The 16,934-nt window shown below is 58.8% G+C and carries 12 protein-coding genes, 2 tRNA genes and 1 pseudogene; 4 read left to right on the forward strand and 11 right to left on the reverse strand.

The window, feature by feature from the left end:
• Positions 1 to 261, forward strand: a 261-nt coding sequence (locus tag DPQ64_RS19305; RefSeq protein ID WP_198662138.1) for a hypothetical protein, incomplete at its 5' end; no start/stop codon positions are given.
• Between the two features lie 194 nt (positions 262 to 455).
• Here DPQ64_RS19305 and DPQ64_RS14140 read toward each other — a convergent pair.
• The 5 genes from DPQ64_RS14140 to DPQ64_RS14160 all read right to left on the reverse strand — a co-directional run bounded on the left by DPQ64_RS14140 (position 456) and on the right by DPQ64_RS14160 (position 4,306).
• Positions 456 to 1,004 carry an iron transporter gene (locus DPQ64_RS14140; protein ID WP_115864966.1) on the reverse strand — a complete coding sequence of 183 codons (549 nt, stop codon included), beginning with the start codon at positions 1,002 to 1,004 and terminating at the stop codon, positions 456 to 458.
• 88 nt (positions 1,005 to 1,092) lie between these two features.
• Positions 1,093 to 1,163: transfer RNA gene (locus tag DPQ64_RS14145), tRNA-Gly, on the reverse strand.
• A gap of 285 nt (positions 1,164 to 1,448) precedes the next feature.
• A complete protein-coding gene (locus tag DPQ64_RS14150) occupies positions 1,449 to 2,162 on the reverse strand; it encodes a class I SAM-dependent methyltransferase (protein ID WP_115864967.1) in 714 nt (237 codons plus the stop codon).
• A 95-nt stretch (positions 2,163 to 2,257) separates the two neighbouring features.
• Positions 2,258 to 2,908 (reverse strand): RAD55 family ATPase, encoded by a 651-nt coding sequence (locus DPQ64_RS14155; protein ID WP_115864968.1) that lies wholly within the window; start codon positions 2,906 to 2,908, stop codon positions 2,258 to 2,260.
• Positions 2,909 to 3,175: 267 nt separating this feature from the next.
• Positions 3,176 to 4,306 (reverse strand): hypothetical protein, encoded by a 1,131-nt coding sequence (locus DPQ64_RS14160; RefSeq protein ID WP_115864969.1) that lies wholly within the window; start codon positions 4,304 to 4,306, stop codon positions 3,176 to 3,178.
• 153 nt (positions 4,307 to 4,459) lie between these two features.
• Between DPQ64_RS14160 and DPQ64_RS14165 the strand changes: the two genes are divergently transcribed.
• From DPQ64_RS14165 to DPQ64_RS14175, 3 genes are all read left to right on the forward strand, one after another.
• Positions 4,460 to 5,722 carry a heptaprenylglyceryl phosphate synthase gene (locus tag DPQ64_RS14165; protein ID WP_115864970.1) on the forward strand — a complete coding sequence of 421 codons (1,263 nt, stop codon included), beginning with the start codon at positions 4,460 to 4,462 and terminating at the stop codon, positions 5,720 to 5,722.
• 107 nt (positions 5,723 to 5,829) lie between these two features.
• A tRNA-Arg gene (locus DPQ64_RS14170) sits at positions 5,830 to 5,904 on the forward strand.
• Positions 5,905 to 6,252: 348 nt separating this feature from the next.
• Positions 6,253 to 6,633, forward strand: coding sequence for a hypothetical protein (locus DPQ64_RS14175; protein WP_115864971.1), 381 nt, complete (start codon positions 6,253 to 6,255; stop codon positions 6,631 to 6,633).
• 150 nt (positions 6,634 to 6,783) lie between these two features.
• On the opposite strand, the gene DPQ64_RS14180 is transcribed toward DPQ64_RS14175, so the two are convergent.
• The 6 genes and pseudogenes from DPQ64_RS14180 to DPQ64_RS19655 form a co-directional block, all read right to left on the reverse strand.
• The gene (locus DPQ64_RS14180) at positions 6,784 to 7,587 is read right to left on the reverse strand and encodes a hypothetical protein (protein ID WP_115864972.1); all 804 of its coding nucleotides are present in this window, start codon (positions 7,585 to 7,587) and stop codon (positions 6,784 to 6,786) included.
• Between the two features lie 64 nt (positions 7,588 to 7,651).
• A complete protein-coding gene (locus tag DPQ64_RS14185) occupies positions 7,652 to 11,578 on the reverse strand; it encodes a helicase-related protein (protein WP_115864973.1) in 3,927 nt (1,308 codons plus the stop codon).
• 482 nt (positions 11,579 to 12,060) lie between these two features.
• Complete coding sequence (locus DPQ64_RS18885; RefSeq protein ID WP_198662139.1) at positions 12,061 to 12,507, reverse strand: hypothetical protein; 447 nt, start codon at positions 12,505 to 12,507, stop codon at positions 12,061 to 12,063.
• Entirely contained in the window at positions 12,500 to 13,780 is a 1,281-nt protein-coding gene (locus DPQ64_RS14190) for a hypothetical protein (protein ID WP_115864974.1), read from the reverse strand. The genes DPQ64_RS18885 and DPQ64_RS14190 overlap by 8 nt, the downstream gene beginning before the upstream one ends.
• Before the next feature lie 228 nt (positions 13,781 to 14,008).
• On the reverse strand, positions 14,009 to 15,220 hold the full coding sequence (locus DPQ64_RS19650) for a hypothetical protein (protein WP_232820590.1): 1,212 nt from the start codon (positions 15,218 to 15,220) through the stop codon (positions 14,009 to 14,011).
• Between the two features lie 1,524 nt (positions 15,221 to 16,744).
• Positions 16,745 to 16,933, reverse strand: a pseudogene (locus DPQ64_RS19655) (DUF1156 domain-containing protein); the annotation flags it as partial.
• Between the last annotated feature and the right edge of the window lies 1 nt (position 16,934).

Raw genomic sequence — 16,934 nt, forward strand, 5'->3', positions numbered from 1 at the left:
GAGCGCGGCGTCGACGCCGCGCTCGCCAGCACCACGCTCGCGAACGTCGCGTTCGCATTCGTCGCGCTCGGTCGCACCCCAATCGCTCTCCACGAAGCGGTCGCCGACCACGACCTGATCGACGTGTTCGGCGTCGAGAACGGCCAGCGCGGCCTCGACGCTCGTGACGGCCGCCAACTCGACTACCGGGCCGGCGGCCGCGAACGCGCGTTCGAGTTCTCGACCGGTCGCGTCGTCCGGGGTGAGGTAGAGAACGCGTAGCGCTTGGCTCATCGTCGTGTCGTGGGGGGAGTATTGTTCATCTCTGGAGTGACACCGAACGTCCGCACGGCCGGAACCGAGCGGTGGCTGTCGGAAGTAATCTATCTTTAGTACGGGACGCGAAATTGAAAAAGGACACGGCCGAGCGGACGAATCCTGTCAGTTCGTTCGGTGCGATGTTCGTCAGTGAGAACCTACCCCTGTCCCGTCTCGACCGCCACGTCCTCGAAGGTCACCGCGACCGACTCGCCGTATCGGTCGCCGTTCTCCTCGTCGTGGCGCATGTACTGCGGCGGTTCGACCCGCACGTCGATGTCGTAGCGACCGTCGCCCGGAACTTCGAGATTCTTCCCGTAGTGGTAGAGGCCCGGGTGCCAGACCAGCGGGACGGTTGTCGGCCCGACCTGCTCGCCGTCCTCGGGCCTCAGCGTGGCGACGACGGTGCAGCCCGGGACGAACCGACCGTCCGCGGCGTCACAGACCGCCACTTCGAGGTGGCAGTTCTCCTCGTCGGGCTCGACCCACTCGAACCGCCCCTCGTCGACGAGCGCGTACATCCCCTCGGCCTCCTCCTGTGCGAATCCGACCACGTAGTCGCCTACCTCCTGCTTGCCGCCGGTCTCGGCGACCTCGTTGGCCATGTAGTCCAGCGCCTCCCGATACGCCTCGCCAGCCTGTTCGGCGAGATCGAGTTGCTTCTGGTCGACCTCGTCGCTGGTCACTTTCTCCGGATTGTCGGGCATGGCATCACAGGGTGGACGGGAGAAACGGGATTAAGGGTTGTGGCGGGGAAATCGAGAATTACGCTGGTCGATTCATTCGCTCGGAGAATGCGCCGGCCGGGACTTGAACCCGGGTCGATGGCTTGGAAGGCCATAGTCATACCACTAGACCACCGGCGCGCTTCGCTCACTTCGTTCGCTCGCACGCCGAGGCTCGCAAATCCTTCGGATTTGCTCACCACCGGCGCACTGCATTTGTTTGTGCGCCGAGCCTTGCCGAGCGGGGCAAGACACCAGCGCGCTGCGTTCGGCGTGACGCCGACGCGTACCCTGAAATTTGCTACCCGGCATTAAGGGCCTTACTGTTTCGCTCGGTTCTGGGTGGTGCGGTTATCGTCGGCTCAAGCAGTAGCGAGGTTCGCAGTCATTCCCCGGACGTTTCCACGGAGACGCGACCACCTCGAACTACGCCCGACTCCGAACCGTCGCGTAGCAGTTCCCGCTCGACAGCTCGAACTCGACCAGTTCGAGGTCGCTCGCCGCGATCTCGGCCTCGAACTCCGCGGGCGCGTAGACGTGGTAGAATCGGCCCACCGTCTCGCCGCCCGGCAGCGTCCAGTCGATGGTCGCGTCGAACCCCGCCTCCGCGTCGCCGTCCTCGTCGAATCTGTCGTGGGCCGTGCTCCACGCGCTCACGAGCGCTCGGCCGTCGGGCGCGAGGACGCGCGCGAGTTCGTCGAGGCTATCGCGCCGGGTAGCCTCGCTCGGCAGGTGGTGGAGCGTCGCCACGTAGACCGCGAGTCCGACCGTGGCGTCCCGAAGCGGGAGTCGCGCCGCGTCGGTCTGCACCAGTTCGGCGTCGAATCGCCGGTTGGCGGCGCGCTCGCGCGCGGTGGCGAGCACGCCGCGGCTCGCGTCCGCAGCCACCACGCGGTCGGCCCGCTCGGCCAGCAGTTCGGCGTGGCGACCGTTGCCGCAGCCGAGGTCGAGCGCGACCGACGCGGGGTCCCCGCCGTCGACGAACTCCGCGTTTTCGCTGAACTCCGCACTGTCGACGAACGCCTCGACCTCCGGCCACGGGTACTCGCGGGTCTTCGCGAAGTGGTCCGCGATGCGGTCGTAGGTCGCTCGGACCGCGGCGCGCTCTGGGTGGGGGTCGTCAGCCTCGGCCTCGTCCATACCTGTCGGGGTTGCGGTCCCGGCGACAAAACGGCACCGTTCACCATCGCTGTCGAAGGTAGAACGGAAAACGACGATTCGGAACTTGCCCTCTGCTACGGCACCGGTCGCCAGTCGGTCGTCTCGCCCACGCCCTGCACGCGGAGCTGGGTCTCGCCGCCGTCGTCCTCGCGGACCTCGATCTGGGCGTCGAACAGCTGCTGGAGGGTGCTCATCGTCTGCTGGTCGTGGGTGGTCGAGTCGATGACGAACACGCCGAGCGCGTCCGCGCTCTGGACCCGGCCGGTGAACACGTGGAGGAAGCGGAACACCGTCTGGAGGTTCGAGTACATCAGCAGCGTCGACAGCGAGTGGAGCAGGATGCGGTTGCGCTGGACGCCGCCCTCCTTGTAGAACGCTTCGAGGAACTCCGAGAGCTGGATTCCGATGCCGGTCATGTCCTTCGGCGAGGAGACGTAGGCGATATCGGCGGTGTCGACGGGACTGGTTCCCTGCTGTTTGGAGACGCAGTCGACGACCCCGAGCGGGCCACTCTCGTCGCGGCCCAGCGACTCCCGGAGAGCCTCGCGCACGTCCTCGCCACCGTCCTTCGTGGTGACGACGATCGATCCCTCACCGTGGCGACTACCGTGTGCGAGAATCTCGATTGCGAGTTCGCGTTTGCCCGTCATCGGCGGCCCGGCCACCAGGAGGTTCGTCCCCGGCTCGACCTCGACCCCCGAACAGACGTCACCCAGTCCGTACATGGCGGTTCCTCGCGGTGAAATCGTCGCCGGGACGCGACCGACCCGAAGGGTGTCCCGGTTTCGTCTGCCAGCAAAATCTCCTGTTTAGCTTATATTCTTTTTGATTACTGTTGGCTTTTCGGGGAGGGATGCTCGGCCGCGACGAATCGAGACGAATGCCGTGAAATTGAGACGAATGCCGTGAAATTGAGACGAATGCCGTGAAATCGAGGCGAATAGCGCGAAATCGAGGCGAATAGCGCGAAATCGAGACGATACGCGTGAGTATCAATACGACGATTCGAGGCGGTCGATGCGGTCGAGCGACTGTTGGCGGACGTACTCGATCGCGATGCGGGTGAGGTGGTCGCCCGAGTCGGCCCAGCCGTCGGCCCGGTCGAGGTACGTGTTCACGATGCGGCGCAGGCGCTCGACGCCGGCCGCTCTGTCGTTCGCGAGATTCAGCTCCGCGGTCACGGGCGTGAGCTGGGTGCCCCTGTCCTCGGGGTAGTCGTCGGTGTCGTCGAGGCCGATCTGCGCGCCGACCACCAGCAACACGATGGCGCGCTTGAACCCCTCGCCCAGCTCCACCCCGAGGTCGGCCTCGTACATGTTGAGCATGTCCTCGTAGAGGATGCCCACCCGGGCGTACTGGGTGGCGAAGTACGGCAGGTCGGCGTCGGCCTCGAACAGGTCGGCCCCGTCGGGGTCTGGGAACTTGTACCGCTCCCGGATGGCTTCGGCGGCAGCCTCGCGTTCGGAGGGGTCGTCGGTCCCCTCCGCGTTGCGGAATCGGTCGAGCAGGTCGCGGAACTCCCGGTCGGCCTCCTGATGGCGCTCGGAGACGGAGACGGCGTGTTCGTAGTGCTCGCGGACCGCCTCCGGCGTCTCGTCGGCGCCGAGCCACGCCTCGACGCTCTCCTGCAAACTCGCCTGCGCGAGTTCGGCCACGCGCTCGCGTGGGCGCAGGTTCGTTTCGAAGTCCTCGTACTCGTCGTCGTTGACCGCGTCGCGCATGTCGCCGTCGAGCAGCGCCCGGACGACGTTGCGAGTCGTCTCGCGCCCGCGCGCCGCGAAGTCGCGGTCGACCTCGCTGCCGATCCGGCCGAGTGGCACGTCCCCGGCGAGAACGTGGATGCGGCCGAGGGTCAACATCGCGGGCAGGACGAGTCTGGTGTCGTAATCGAATCGCGCTTGCTGGTCCGCCGCGCCCGGTGCGGCATCGAGGTCGCCGGCCTCGCGCGCCCGCTGGAGGTCGCGCTCGACGCTCAAAAACAGCCGCTCGGTCATCGACTCGATCTCGGACTCCACTTCGTTGCGGAGCAACACCATCGCGACCACCCGCGGGTCGCGGCTCTCCGCGAGGTGGCTCGCCAGCGCCCGAACCGTCGCCGGAACTCGTGACCGAACGCGACCCATGTGTCGGCCGAAACTCTCGGGCCACTGCATATCAGGGTTGTGGAAGGCGTCGCGTCGCGGCTCGACGGAGGTCGGCGTGACGGCGGAAACACTCGCCGGAGCGGGCAGGAGAAGCGAGCTTTTTATCACCGCTCCGTCGGGTTTTGAGCCTATATGACTACTTTCGACGGGGTCGCGCGCGGGCTCGGCCGCCTCGGTCGCGGCGTCTCCGTGGCGGCGCGGACGGTGCTCCCGCTCGACACGAATCCGGTTCCGGCCGAGTGGAGCCACGTCACCAAGGTCGATCCCGAGGACGAGAAGAAGCTCCCGCTGCTGTACCCGCTGTACCTTCGCCACACAGACGCCGTTTCCGTCGGCGGATCCGCTCACGTGACGCCTCGGAACACCGAGGAGACGTTCGACCTGCTCGCGCCGGCGTCGATTCCGGTGTTTCACGAGCCGAGCGGTCCCCGGCAGGTCACCCGGCAAGCGCGCGAGCGGGCCGACCTGTTGGCCGTCCCGGAGGTGCTGAACGGGGACGTCGAATCGCTGGTCGGCGATCTGGGCGAGGCCACCGAGTACGCCCGCGAGGAACTCGTGCCGGACCTGCTGGCCGACGAACTCCCGTGGCTCCCCGACGCCATCGCCGACCCGCTCGCGAGCGTCGCCACGTCGTGGCTGCTCGCCGAGGCCGTCTTCGAGGCGTACGTCGTCCAGAACCCCGACAGCGCCGCGGCGCGCGAGGCCGGCGTCTCGGCCGACGACCTGCTGTCGCCCCGTGAGGCGAAACAGCGAGCGATGGCCGCCGAGCGCCACCTCGGAAGCGAACTCGTCTACCTCGAGTACTCGGGCACCTACGGCGGTGACGAGGCGGCCGAGATTCTGGACCGCGTTTCGGACGCGCTGTCGTGGTCCCGACTCTGGTACGGCGGCGGCCTCGATTCGCGCGAGCACGCCGCGCGGATGCTCGACGCGGGCGCGGACGCGGTCGTCGTCGGCGACGCGTTCCACCGGGTCGCCGACGAGGAGTCAGAGGTGTGCGAACGCGCGGAGCGGGAACTCGGTACGGGAGCAGAGGCCGCTGCGGTCGACGCGTGGGTCCGCGAGCACGTCTCGGTCGCCGACTCGAACGCGGCCGCCTATCTCGCCACGATTCCCTCGGTTTCCGACCCAGAGCGGTTCGCACAGCGGTACCTGACCGCGGCTGTTCGGACGTGGCTCGGTCTGCGGGACCGCGTCGCTGACGAGCGATCCGTGACCGCAGCGTCGAGTCTCGACGCCGAGCGGCTTCTGGGGAGGACTGTAGCTGGGCTGAGTGAGGCCGACCTCGCGCTCGTCGACTGCTATCTTCACGCGCTTTTCGCCGACGGGAGAGCTTCGGGACGGTCGGCAGCGCTACCGACGAACCACTTCGCCGTCTCGCTCAGTCCGGAGTAGCGACGCCGCGCGCTTCGGTACCGGTCGGTCGATGGGTTTCACGGGCGGGGTGCAAGCTCGGTGAGAATCGCGGCGTTTAAACCGGCGGGTCGAATACATTCGGTCGCGGGCGCTTAGCTCAGTCTGGACAGAGTACTTGGCTTCGGACCAAGCTGTCGCGGGTTCAAATCCTGCAGCGCCCATTCGTTTTTCGAGCGGTCCACATTCGCACGACGGAAACGGGGCGTTTATAAATCACCCGTCTATTCCGCGTTTGATTCCATTCGACATCCGAACGGGGGTGGCCGTCGTCCCGCGATTCACTAGGATTTACTTCTTGCCCCTTCGACATAAGGTCTTCGAGCAAATCCGCTCTATTGGAGGCTTTAAACACTGATAGTAACGGTCTGCAAGATACAGAGGATAAGTTTAGCGATCGGTCTCAGAAACCGTCGTCGTCATCGCCGACGAACAAAGTTACCTCGCGGCCAATGTCTGCGAAACGGCGACAGAACGGTTATCTCGGCAAATGTTGTACGCCAACTCGTACCATGGAGTTCGCCTGGAAGTCCTTCGATGAACCTGACCCGGAATCCGAACTCCGGGGGGTCGTCGGGTATCTGAACGCGTCGGAGTCCCGGACTGTGCCGAAAATCTTCTGGTATACTCGGAAGATAGAAGCCCAGCTTGCAGAGTCGGACGGGTTGGTCGGTTATGCCCTGCGCGCCAAATTATCCCAGAAGAAGTTCTGGGCGGTTGCTGCTTGGGAGAATGACGACTTGCTCCAAAATTATGTGGAGAGCGATCCACATGCGGGGATCAGAAGAGCGCTCAAACCAGAGATGGAGGAGAGTTGGTTCGTACGGTTCGACGTGACCAGCGAGGAGGTCCCGCTGGACGTCGATAGTGCTCTCAAGCGAGTCCGAACGTAGCGTTGCGGGGTGTATTTTGGGTGGAAAAGCCGTGATTGCGCTCGGAGCCGCAGAAGACATTGTTCAAGGTTCGGTGCTGCATTCGCGCCCTGTATTCAGTAAGACGGTTAGAACCTATCACAGGATTTGGGTTTCAGCAGAGCCGACAAATCATAAACCGAGTTCATCGCGTCTTACGGGATGACCGGCGTCCTCGTCGAGATGGGGTGGGAGCGAGTAATCCGGATCTGGAATGAAATATGGGACTGACTTGACACCGGGGTTTATCGAGTACGCATCACTGAAAGTCAGGTCCTCGTCAACATTTATTTCTCGCGGTGTCTGGAAAAGCGGGATGGCGTAGCGATCTTCGGTCCGAGTTGAGTAACGGACAAACAGTTGGTACGCGACGTTCTCAACTCCCTCCGATTCCAGCATGCTGATGCTCAAACTGAAACCGCCGCGTTCCTGATCTCTATGCGTTACGAGTCCTGGACTCGCAGTGAATTTGACGCGCTCGTCGTGAGGGCGGATAGATCGTTCGTAGTTATGCCGAACGTCGTCGGTTGCTCTCACTAACGGTTCTGGCGAAGTTCCTGCCTCAAGGAGTTCCGAGTCAGCATCGAAATGGGAAACGGTTACGAGTTCAAGGTTAGTGGCGGTACCGTTGCCGTAATTCGAGAGGTACACTATGATATCGTCGCCCTCTACTTCGTAGCCTGAAATCTCTACGAGTGGTGTTCGCTCGATTTCGGCGAGGGTAGCTTGCTTCTCTTGTACGTTCGCCATTTTCAAATAGAGCACTACGAGCGCAAGGGTAAGACCACTATTGATGACGATATTCAGGAGTTCCAAATTCTGAACTCCTTGCCCCGTCGAGAGAAGATAGGTTGTGAAGGCAAGAATGCCAACAACTCCCCCCACGAGTAGCAGCGTCACTTTTTCCGCTAAGGATGGAAGTTCGGTATTGGTCACTAGGAGTGAGGTTAGATACTAAGCACTTAATTTCCCGGGGTCAAATCGACTCCTTTTACCTCGTTCATTCACGGACTCTCAGGAAGGCAGTAGACCACTGTCGAAGGAGTTCGCTATCTACATCCTCCTCAACAGATCCGTCTTCAGTAATCGACCCAATATCGCCATGGCGACCCCATCCGCATACGATCGGCGTTTCGATGCTCGTATTACGCGATTCGGTTACTCTACTCAGCCGCTCCGATTTCGTACTTTCGGTCGAGAGAACATCGACAATCTGTTCAAGCACGGGACTTCCGGGAGCGAGATGGTGGATCGAGGGGAACTGGTCAGCACAGTCTGCAGAGAACGTTATGGCGAGCGTCTCCTCGTCGAGCGCGATCATTTTCGCGAGCGTTCCCTCGAAGTTCGAATTTGGTAACTCGATATCGTTGCTTTGCTCGATAGTGAGACGGTAGGTGCTCTCTTCGAAGGTAAACTCATCGAGAGATGCTCCGCCCAACTGGTCGATATTTAACTCGTCTATTGAGATGAACTCGATTCCAATATCCGCCAAGGTCTCGTTCCCGACGAGAACAGTCTCAAGCCCAGCTGTGACGAATGGTGGAGCGTACTCGTACTCGTCAGCACCAACGTCTTCGATATCTGGATGTCTGAAGGATTGCCAGGCTCCGAGTTTTGCCATGTCGATAACTTCTTGTTCGAAAGTCGTATCCACCGATTCCAGCGACTCACCGACGTCCACCCGGTCCATCTGCTCCTGTTTGTCGAGTCGTTCGGACAGTTCTCGATCGGCACGCTCGACTGCTTCTTGACTCTCTTCCTCGCCGGCTTCGAGGGTTGCAGACCGAATCTGACCGCTCACACTCGAAAGGATCGGTTGCATCTCTCCGACGACGTTTTCGAACAACCCGATTCGATCGTCCAGTCGGTCGTAAATGTCCGTCTCGACGGTGTCCGCGTAGCTGTAGTTGAAAATCGTGATGTCCTCGTGTTCCTGCCCGATACGGTCGATGCGTCCGATGCGCTGTTCGACCCGCATAGGGTTCCACGGAAGGTCGTAGTTAATGAGTGCGCCACACTCCTGCAGATTCAGCCCTTCGCTCGCCGAGTCCGTACAGACGAGGATGTCCACGGTTCCGTCGTCAGCGGCGAATTCCTGCTTGACGCGTTCCTTGCTGACCCCAGTCCATGTCTTCGAGTCGCTGTCGTACATCTCCCCGCCGCGTCCGGAGTAGCAAGCGACCGTCTCACCGTGAGTGGATAGGAGACTGTCGCGGATGAAGTCCATCGTGTCCGTATACTGCGTGAACACGATAATCCGGTTGTGACCCTCTCTATCGAGTTCGTCAAGATCCTCTTTGAGCTGGTCGATCTTCGGGTCCTGGTCGATGCGACGGAGGTCGTCAACGAACGATTCGAGTTCGTCGATTTCCTGTTCGAGCAGGTGGAGCCCTTCGTCGGTGACGCTCGGGATGATCTCCGAAAGGTCGGCGTCCTCTAGATCGTCTTCTAGTTCGTCGAGGTCGTCCATGTCGTCCAGATCGTATTCGGAGAGCGTGTCGAGGACTATCTGCTGTGAATCACCGTACTTTCGTTCGGCGGCCCGCTGTTTTCCTTTGAGAACTGCTTGCTGTCCACGGAGTTTTTCGAGGCGATTCTGGAGACTCTGGGAGATAGCGTAGACGCTGCTGGTGAGCCGTTGACGGTAGGTCGTCATCACGAACCCTATCGCCTGTGTTTCGGTGTCTGAGGACTGCTGCGCGCGCTTATAGAATTCGCGCGTGTACTCCCGAATGTGGTCGTAGACCTGCCGCGTCTCGTCCGTCAGGTCGATCTGCCGCTGCTGTGGGTTCCGGTCGGGAACGGTCGCATCGAGGATATCCGCTTGCTCGTACTTGCGCAGCGTGTCGCGGGTGTTGCGGTGGATAAGTGCGTCCACTGGGGTCGACTCTGCGAGTACGTCCCGAACGACGCGCCACCCGTCCTCGCTAAGCTCGTCCAAGGCGACGAAGCGCTCCCTCGGCGAGAAGGTCAGCCACTCCTCGTCGACCTTCCACTCCGGATACAGCAGGTACTTGAGCTTCTCCCCCTCGGAGACGGAATCGTCTATCTCGTATCGGTCTGTGGCATTTCGGAACACCTCGATATAGCCGTCGTACGTTTCGCCGTAATCGGCCGCAAGATCACACGCGTCGAGGACGCGCTCCTTGGCGACAGCTCGGGCCTGTTCGTCGTCGCCGATCTCGAGTTCGGCCGCGATCTCGTCGAACACGCGGTCGGAGAGGTTCCTGTTGGCCGAGAGCCGATCCTGATACCGGCTGTCGAGGGTCGCCTGCGACGACCACGAGTCCGAGCCGCCGGAGTCGTCACCGTCGATGACCGACTGGATAGCCTGATTCGTGGCCTGTCGCGTCTCGAAGAACTCCACGAACGCGTCTTTGTCGCCCCATCCGCCGGGGAGGTCGAGCAGCGATATCAGGTCGTAGAGTTCGCCCGAGTGGAGTTGCATCGGGGTCGCCGTCAGCAGGTAGTAGCACTGAGTGTGCTCCCGCAGCCGCTCCAGAAGGCTGTAGAAGTTGCTTCCCTTCCGTGCGTTGTGAGCTTCGTCGACGACGACTGCGTCCCAGACTCCCTCGCGGTCGTCTGTCGGGCGGCCACGGCAACTAGCGGGGACTTCGGTTCGCGTTCTGGCAATTCCTTCATCAGATGGGGCAACCTGATCCCAGCGGTCCTCCAGTCGAGCCGTGTGCCAAGACATGATGACGATAGTCGGCCCGTCCAGATTGGTCCCGCTCTCGCGCTGTTGCTGTTGGTGGAGGAACCGCCAGATCGGGCTCTCGACCCACGCCTGCTCTCGCTGGTCGGCGTCGAGATCGAGGTCGTCGGAATCGGGAGGTACGTGGTCGCTGCCGAAGGCGTCGATGAAGGTGTACTCGTAGTTGCTCCCGCGGTCGAAGCGGTAGGCGTTCAGGTTGAACTTCTCCCAAAGTTCCTCCTGCCACTGGATGGTCAGACTCGCCGGGACGAGCAAGAGTCCAGTTTCGAGTTCGTCGGTGAACCCAAGACGCGAGAGAGTCAGTCCGGCTTCGATGGTCTTCCCGAGGCCGACCTCGTCGCAGAGCAGAAAGCTGTTCGGATAGGTGTTGACGAGCGTGTCCGAGACGACGCGCTGGTGAGGCCACGGTTCGATGGTGCTCCCTTCCTCGGCGAGTGCGAGGCCACCCGGCGAGAGCGGGCCGTCGGCGATGATGTTGGCCTTGTCCCGCTCGGTCGGCGGTGCTTCACCGCGCGCAATCTGGACTGCCTCTTCGAGTTCGGACTCGGAGTCGGGGTCCTTCCAGTCGATGATCTCTTCCTCGATGGCCGTCGGCAGGTCGTACACCTCGACGTAGGGGTGTTCGTTCGTCCAGAGCTGTTCGAACGTGTCGACGTCGCTCTCGACGTAGTCCGCCTGTTCGTCGATCCACGAGCAGTGGACTTTGAACCGCTCGTAGTTCTTCTTCCACCCGCCGACCGTCTCGTTGAGGCTCCCCTCGAACGAGAGGGCGTTGTCATCCTCGTCGTGGAAGACGCCCATCTTCGGGTGGAACGTTCGCCAGTTGCCCTCGCGCGGGACGGCGACCTTGATGTGAAGGCGGTCCTCGCGGAGGAGATGGGCGAGTATCTGGAGTTGGGCGTCGAGTTGCTCGTCGTTGAGGTCGTCGAGCGACTCGCTGAGTTCGTCAGTGAGGGCTTCGAGGACCGGCCGGTCGGTCTCGTAGAGTTCGGTTCCGACGATCAGGCGCATCTCGCCGTCGTTCTCGACGAGTGCGTCGATGCCTCGCGTGGCGACTGCGAGTGCGCTACTGGAGAAGTAGCCCGCGATGCGGTCGTAGCGGACGCTTCGTTCGAGGGCGGGGACGTAGAACTCGTCGACGAGGTAGACGGACGTGTTGGTGGGTCTGCTCTCGTAGATCGAGTTCCAACTCCGTGTAGCGAAACTAGTCATTGTTATAGGAAGCTCGGAAGCAGCGTTTATTTTCTAGTTCCATTGTTAGCTAAGGGTGTGACCACCGTTAGTAAAAAATGTACACATAAGAGAGATTGATAGCTATCATTATGACTTCTGGTACACGAAGGCCGAGGATACCAGCAGTCGCATCTATTGAATAATCATCCGGTCGTAATTGACGGTGTGCCACTACCCCAACTACGATGAATGAAGCCCAGAGAATTGAATACCTTGATTGCAGAGATATAACAAGGACAGTGACAAGCGTCAAGAACAGTCCAGTCCAAAACGAATGTTCCAATAAGTAATAAACTGCAGCATCGGTTATCCATTCTGTATCAGTTCGACGTCCACTATTGTCTTCTACGATATCCTCAAATTTGTTTGTCCACCTGTGAATAAACGGGAGAGAAATAACCTCAAGGAGAATCGAGAAAAAGAACGGAAATACTCGAAGACCAGATGAAGAGATATCCATCTTAACTATCGATATCTACGCTAATTGAGAGCCGAACATTTCCATCGTTCACTGGCTCAAGATCATCGTTTAGGATTGTGGAATCTACTTCGGTGTCGATTTGCTCACTTGTCGGCTCTTCAGCGATGGGTGTTGCGTCATTTGGGTATTCCTCAACTGTTGGTTCACGGTTGCTGAAGGGACCACCTGGCTTCGCAGGTTCAAGTCGGTCTTCAATAGCGGTCCCGTTCTCAAGCCGGAGGTTATTGTTTCCCACGTTGAACTGCGAAAGGAAATCTACTGAGTAAGTTCGGCTGTTCTCTAATTGGAGTACAAGCTCATCATCGTCACCTCCGAGGACACAATTGCTTCTTCCTTCAGAGAATGTTGCACAGCACGCTCGCACTCCTTTATCCGTTCCTTCGTCGACACATCTTGCACTATGGTCCATGGTTTCCATATCAGTCATAGTTTTCTCCTGATTTCAGGTTCGTACCTAGCTGTTCCAGCACCGTTACAATTTGATTATCGAATGTAGAGTCGGTGGACTGTTGGTAGAGATTGGATAACGGCGTAGCTTCCTCATCTTCGCTCGCTACGCCAACTAGCGTCGTTTCTTCGTGACGTTCCCAGGTAAAGTCCGATTGTTCTCCTTCCTTAGCAGCAGCATAAACCCGGATAAAAGATATATCATTCGGTAAGTCATCCATGTCTCCAACCGTCATCTGTTCCCGCTCTCCTTCAACCGTGTCTACGATGACTGGTGCATTCGCCGGTACATTGAGTTCTCCAACAAATTTGACGAAAGCGTCGATACTTGTATCGGCAGACCAGACAGAGGTGTAGTAGGTGTCGTATATTTCCGTCCGAATTGGTTCGCCATCAGCGAATGTTCGTACGACAGGATAGCCATCCTGAAGATCCAGAATGGCGATAATCTGGTTCGAGGCCTCAAGTATCTCCTCCTCTTTGGTCTGACCTTGGAATGAAATTCGACCTTCGGACCAGTTGAAGTGGAACTCCGTCTCTGGACTTCCACTGATTCGCGCGTAACCCGCGTAGAGTTTGTACTTCTCGAAATACTCCGAAACAATCTCGCTATCTCGAAGATCGCCCGACCCTCTGAAATGAATCGTATTTACTTCTTCACCGACCCCCTCATGTCGAAACCAAACTTGCGTGTAGGCCTCGGCAAGTCGTTTGCTGAAATCATCCCGGAAGCCATCTCCGAACTCAGGACCGAGTGATTCCGGTGTTTCAATTTCCCAGCCAAGAGCTCGCTGACAGAGAGTATAGACCGCTCCAGCACGGTCATCGGTGTCGACCCGAATCGCCACGATGTCACTATACGATCGAAGTACAGCGACTGCAACAACCTCCGTTTTTTCTCCTTCTTCGTCCTTGAAGTGGCGAGATACTAGGACGTAGAGATAGGGCCCTCGACGTACTAACCCGGCTATCTGAAGATCCCCCTCTTCAGTGTCAGGAATATTCTCGCTACTTACTGCTACACGACGACCGATTTCATCGAGGGTTTCATTTCTTCGGCCGGGAATCTCGAAGTAATTCACCCGCTGAAACTGACTGACACCGAACTCACTTCGGAACGTGGCCCATTGGTTGTCCGGTATTCGATACCTGACCCTCTCGCCATCGCTTTCGCTCTCTAACCCCGCAAACCCCCATTCGAACGAGTCGTGAACGTACGACCCGTCCCGAAGGTAGACATGCGTATCTATCATTTTCCATCTACTATTACTCTGGGTAGATGATTATTAAATATTGCCATGCAGAATTAACGCAGATAGTATTTGTTTGCTGGAGGAACGACGATGCCCATTGACTTTGATGTGAATAGATAGAGTGAATTACATATGGCATAGAGAAAGTAGACAACTGCATTTAGAAACCGTCACCTAGGCCTTTCCAAGTAGATACCTTTCAGAAAATCAAATACGGGATTTATTATCTCAGTAGTCGTCCAACCCCTGCTGGGTCGGCCCTTCACTATCCTCGGCGAACACATTAGGACTGAAGTCCAGGTCCAGCACGTCCCGCGTCCGACCCACGGCCAGATCCCGCGCGAGTTCCCAGTCGTCGTGGTCGTGGGGCAGCACCTGCAATAGCGCCTTCAGCGTGGCCTTGAAGTCCGAGTCGGTGTCGAAGTTGCGCTCCCGCAACCAGTCGCAGCACGCGCTCTCGCCCTTCACGTCGTAGACGTGCATCGCGGCGTGAACCCCGTCCAGCGCGCGGCCGAACGACAGGTCGTCGGGGTTCACCGGAATCCGGCTCGACCGGTCCTCGGGCTTCTCGTTGACGTTCTGCACGCGGCCGTCGTGACTCCGGAGCTTGATATCGCCGCGGTTCTTCCGCCAGACCTTCGTCTCGCGCTTGATCGCGTCGATGTCCACCCCGATGCCGTGGCCGAGCTGGTTGCCCTCGTCGTAGGAGAACGTCTGGGACTCGTGGACCAGCCAGCAGAGGACGTACCACTTCGTGATATCGTCGAGGTCGTCGATGCCCTCGCCGTCGAGGAACTCCTCGACCAGCACCTGCGTCACGGCCTCGCGGGCCTCTTCGAGCGCCTTCCGCGGTGCGACCTCCTCGTCCTCGTCGTCTACCACGGGGTAGGCGTCGGCGAACACCCGGAGCGTCGGACCGAACGCGCTGATGATGACGTCGGTCTTGGTGAGGCTGATTCCGGAGTCGAGCAGGTCGCGCGCGGCCTCCGTCGCGGCCGCGCGGGTGTCGGCCTTCACGTCGCTCCACAGCGAGGGCGTCGCGTTCTCGGGGTCGCGCTCCTCGTGGGGTTTGCGGCCGGTGAGCAAGAGAGTGCTGTCGGCGGAGGCGCTACTTCGCATCCCGGCGCGCTGGGGCATCTCGCTCGTGATGGGGTGGGTCGAGGTGATGACGAACCCGGAGTTGATGAGCGACATGGTGAGGGTGTCCCACGCGTCGGTCTCTTTGTGGGTGAACATGACCGTCATGACCCCGCCGGGTTCGAGGACGCGATAGAGTTCAGAGAAGATGTCGCTCATCTTCTGCTCGTAGGAGCGGTTGGCGAGTTCGCGTTTCGAGGAGTTGTCGCCCGCGACGGAATCAAAGCGGTCGGGATTTGCTACCGCTTCGTTATCTTTGTCGGTTAACTCCGGTTGGAAGATGTCGGGGAAGACGTCTTGCAAGCACTCTCGCATCCAAACGTAGAATACATCGGAGAGTTCGCTATACATGATGCTGCTGTAGTAGGGTGGATCCACAACAATCGCGCTGACACTATCGTCACTATTCGGAAGGGTCGCAGCATCTCCAATTGAGACTTCCGCAGACTTTGAGTTCTGTGGGAGGTATCCAGATAACTTCTGGTAGTAACTATACATCTTATCCACATATGACAGAAAGTCGATTCCTCCAATAGAGATATTATTCTCCACAAAAACACGTTTAAATGCAAAATTCTTGCCTTTAAACATACGGCTTGGGTATCCCTTACTTGTATCCCAGTCTGCTAGCCTGCTATTACGATCAATTAGCTTACTGAATGAGAGGGTGAGTAGAACGAGAATAGCTTCTGATGTTTTTTCACTATGCTCATTTCTGATTTGAGGACGGAAATGGTTGATAGCATCAACGTATTCGTAATTAGAAACTAATTGACGAGGCGAAAAGAGATCCCTCCATTCGTCAATACCGAAGTTCCGGGGTTCAGTTGTTTTGTTCCCTTCTGGGATTGGAGTAGATAAGAATGTCGAAAGTTCGAAATCAGATTTGACTCTCTCACGTGCTTTTTCAATTGCTTCTCTGTCCTTTTCAGTAGGTGAGCGAAAGTCTTGACTTCGATCTTTCTTTAGATACCTGACGCAGTAAACGTCGTAATCGAAATTGTCATCCTTCAGTTGCTTCCGAACCTCATCATCCTCTGTGACGACTCCGCAATTTAGGCACTCAGCATCTCCTCCCCGAGAAATAGGACCGTCATCAGGATCAAAGTCTTCTAGATCCTCGTCGTCTGGATTTACGATGACCTCGTAATCAACAGATCCATCATCTAGTATGTTAGGTCGTACAACTACTCGGATTCCATCGCTCCGGGTTCGGATCCACCACTTGGGTACTAACGGGATATCCGCACCGCATGATTTGCACTGGATGTGATACGTGGAGACGTAGTTATCTGGAATTGGTCTTCGCTTGCCATCCGCGTCTGAGTCTTCATCAGAATCTTCTTCTGACGGGTCAGTCTCACTCGGAAAGTATTCTTGAACTTGTGGTGCGGCCCGGTCGTCAATTTTCTCGGCCCATTTCTTGACCTCTGATTCAATATCGCCAACCTCGGGAGCGTACTCCAACATCACTTTTAGAATCAGCGATGGGACGGGGTTCAATTCGTTCGCGTGTGTCGGTAGTCCGTATCGAAGTGACTCGTACGGGATTACCCCACCGCCTGCAGTAGGGTCAAGAACCGAAGGAAGGTCACCGTCCCAGTGGTCTCGAAGGGCCTCGTGGAGTTCGTCACGTTGCGGTTCGGTTAATGATTGGGTGAATGGCCGGGGATAGCCGTAGTGGCTTTCGAGATTTCCAGTCCGCTCATCTTCGGTCGCTTTCATCCGCTCCACGAACTCGCTGATGGTCTCATCTTCGACCCCCTCTTTCGGCCCGATTTGCATCCAGCGAAGCAGGTCGTCTGAATCGGTATCCTCCGGGAGTACGGAGGCAAGAATAGCTAGACGAGAGGCCGGAGTCGGACGACGAGCGAACCACGGGTGGAGATACCGGTGCGGGGGAAGATACTGTGGATTCGCTTCCCGAAGATTCTCGATACCGACAGCCTTCAGGGGCAATTTTCCTTCGATGGCGAGCGGCTTGAGGTCGTCCGTCGAGTCGAATTGGTCACTCATG

The organism is Halorussus litoreus (assembly GCF_003382685.1).
Lineage (GTDB): Archaea > Halobacteriota > Halobacteria > Halobacteriales > Haladaptataceae > Halorussus > Halorussus litoreus.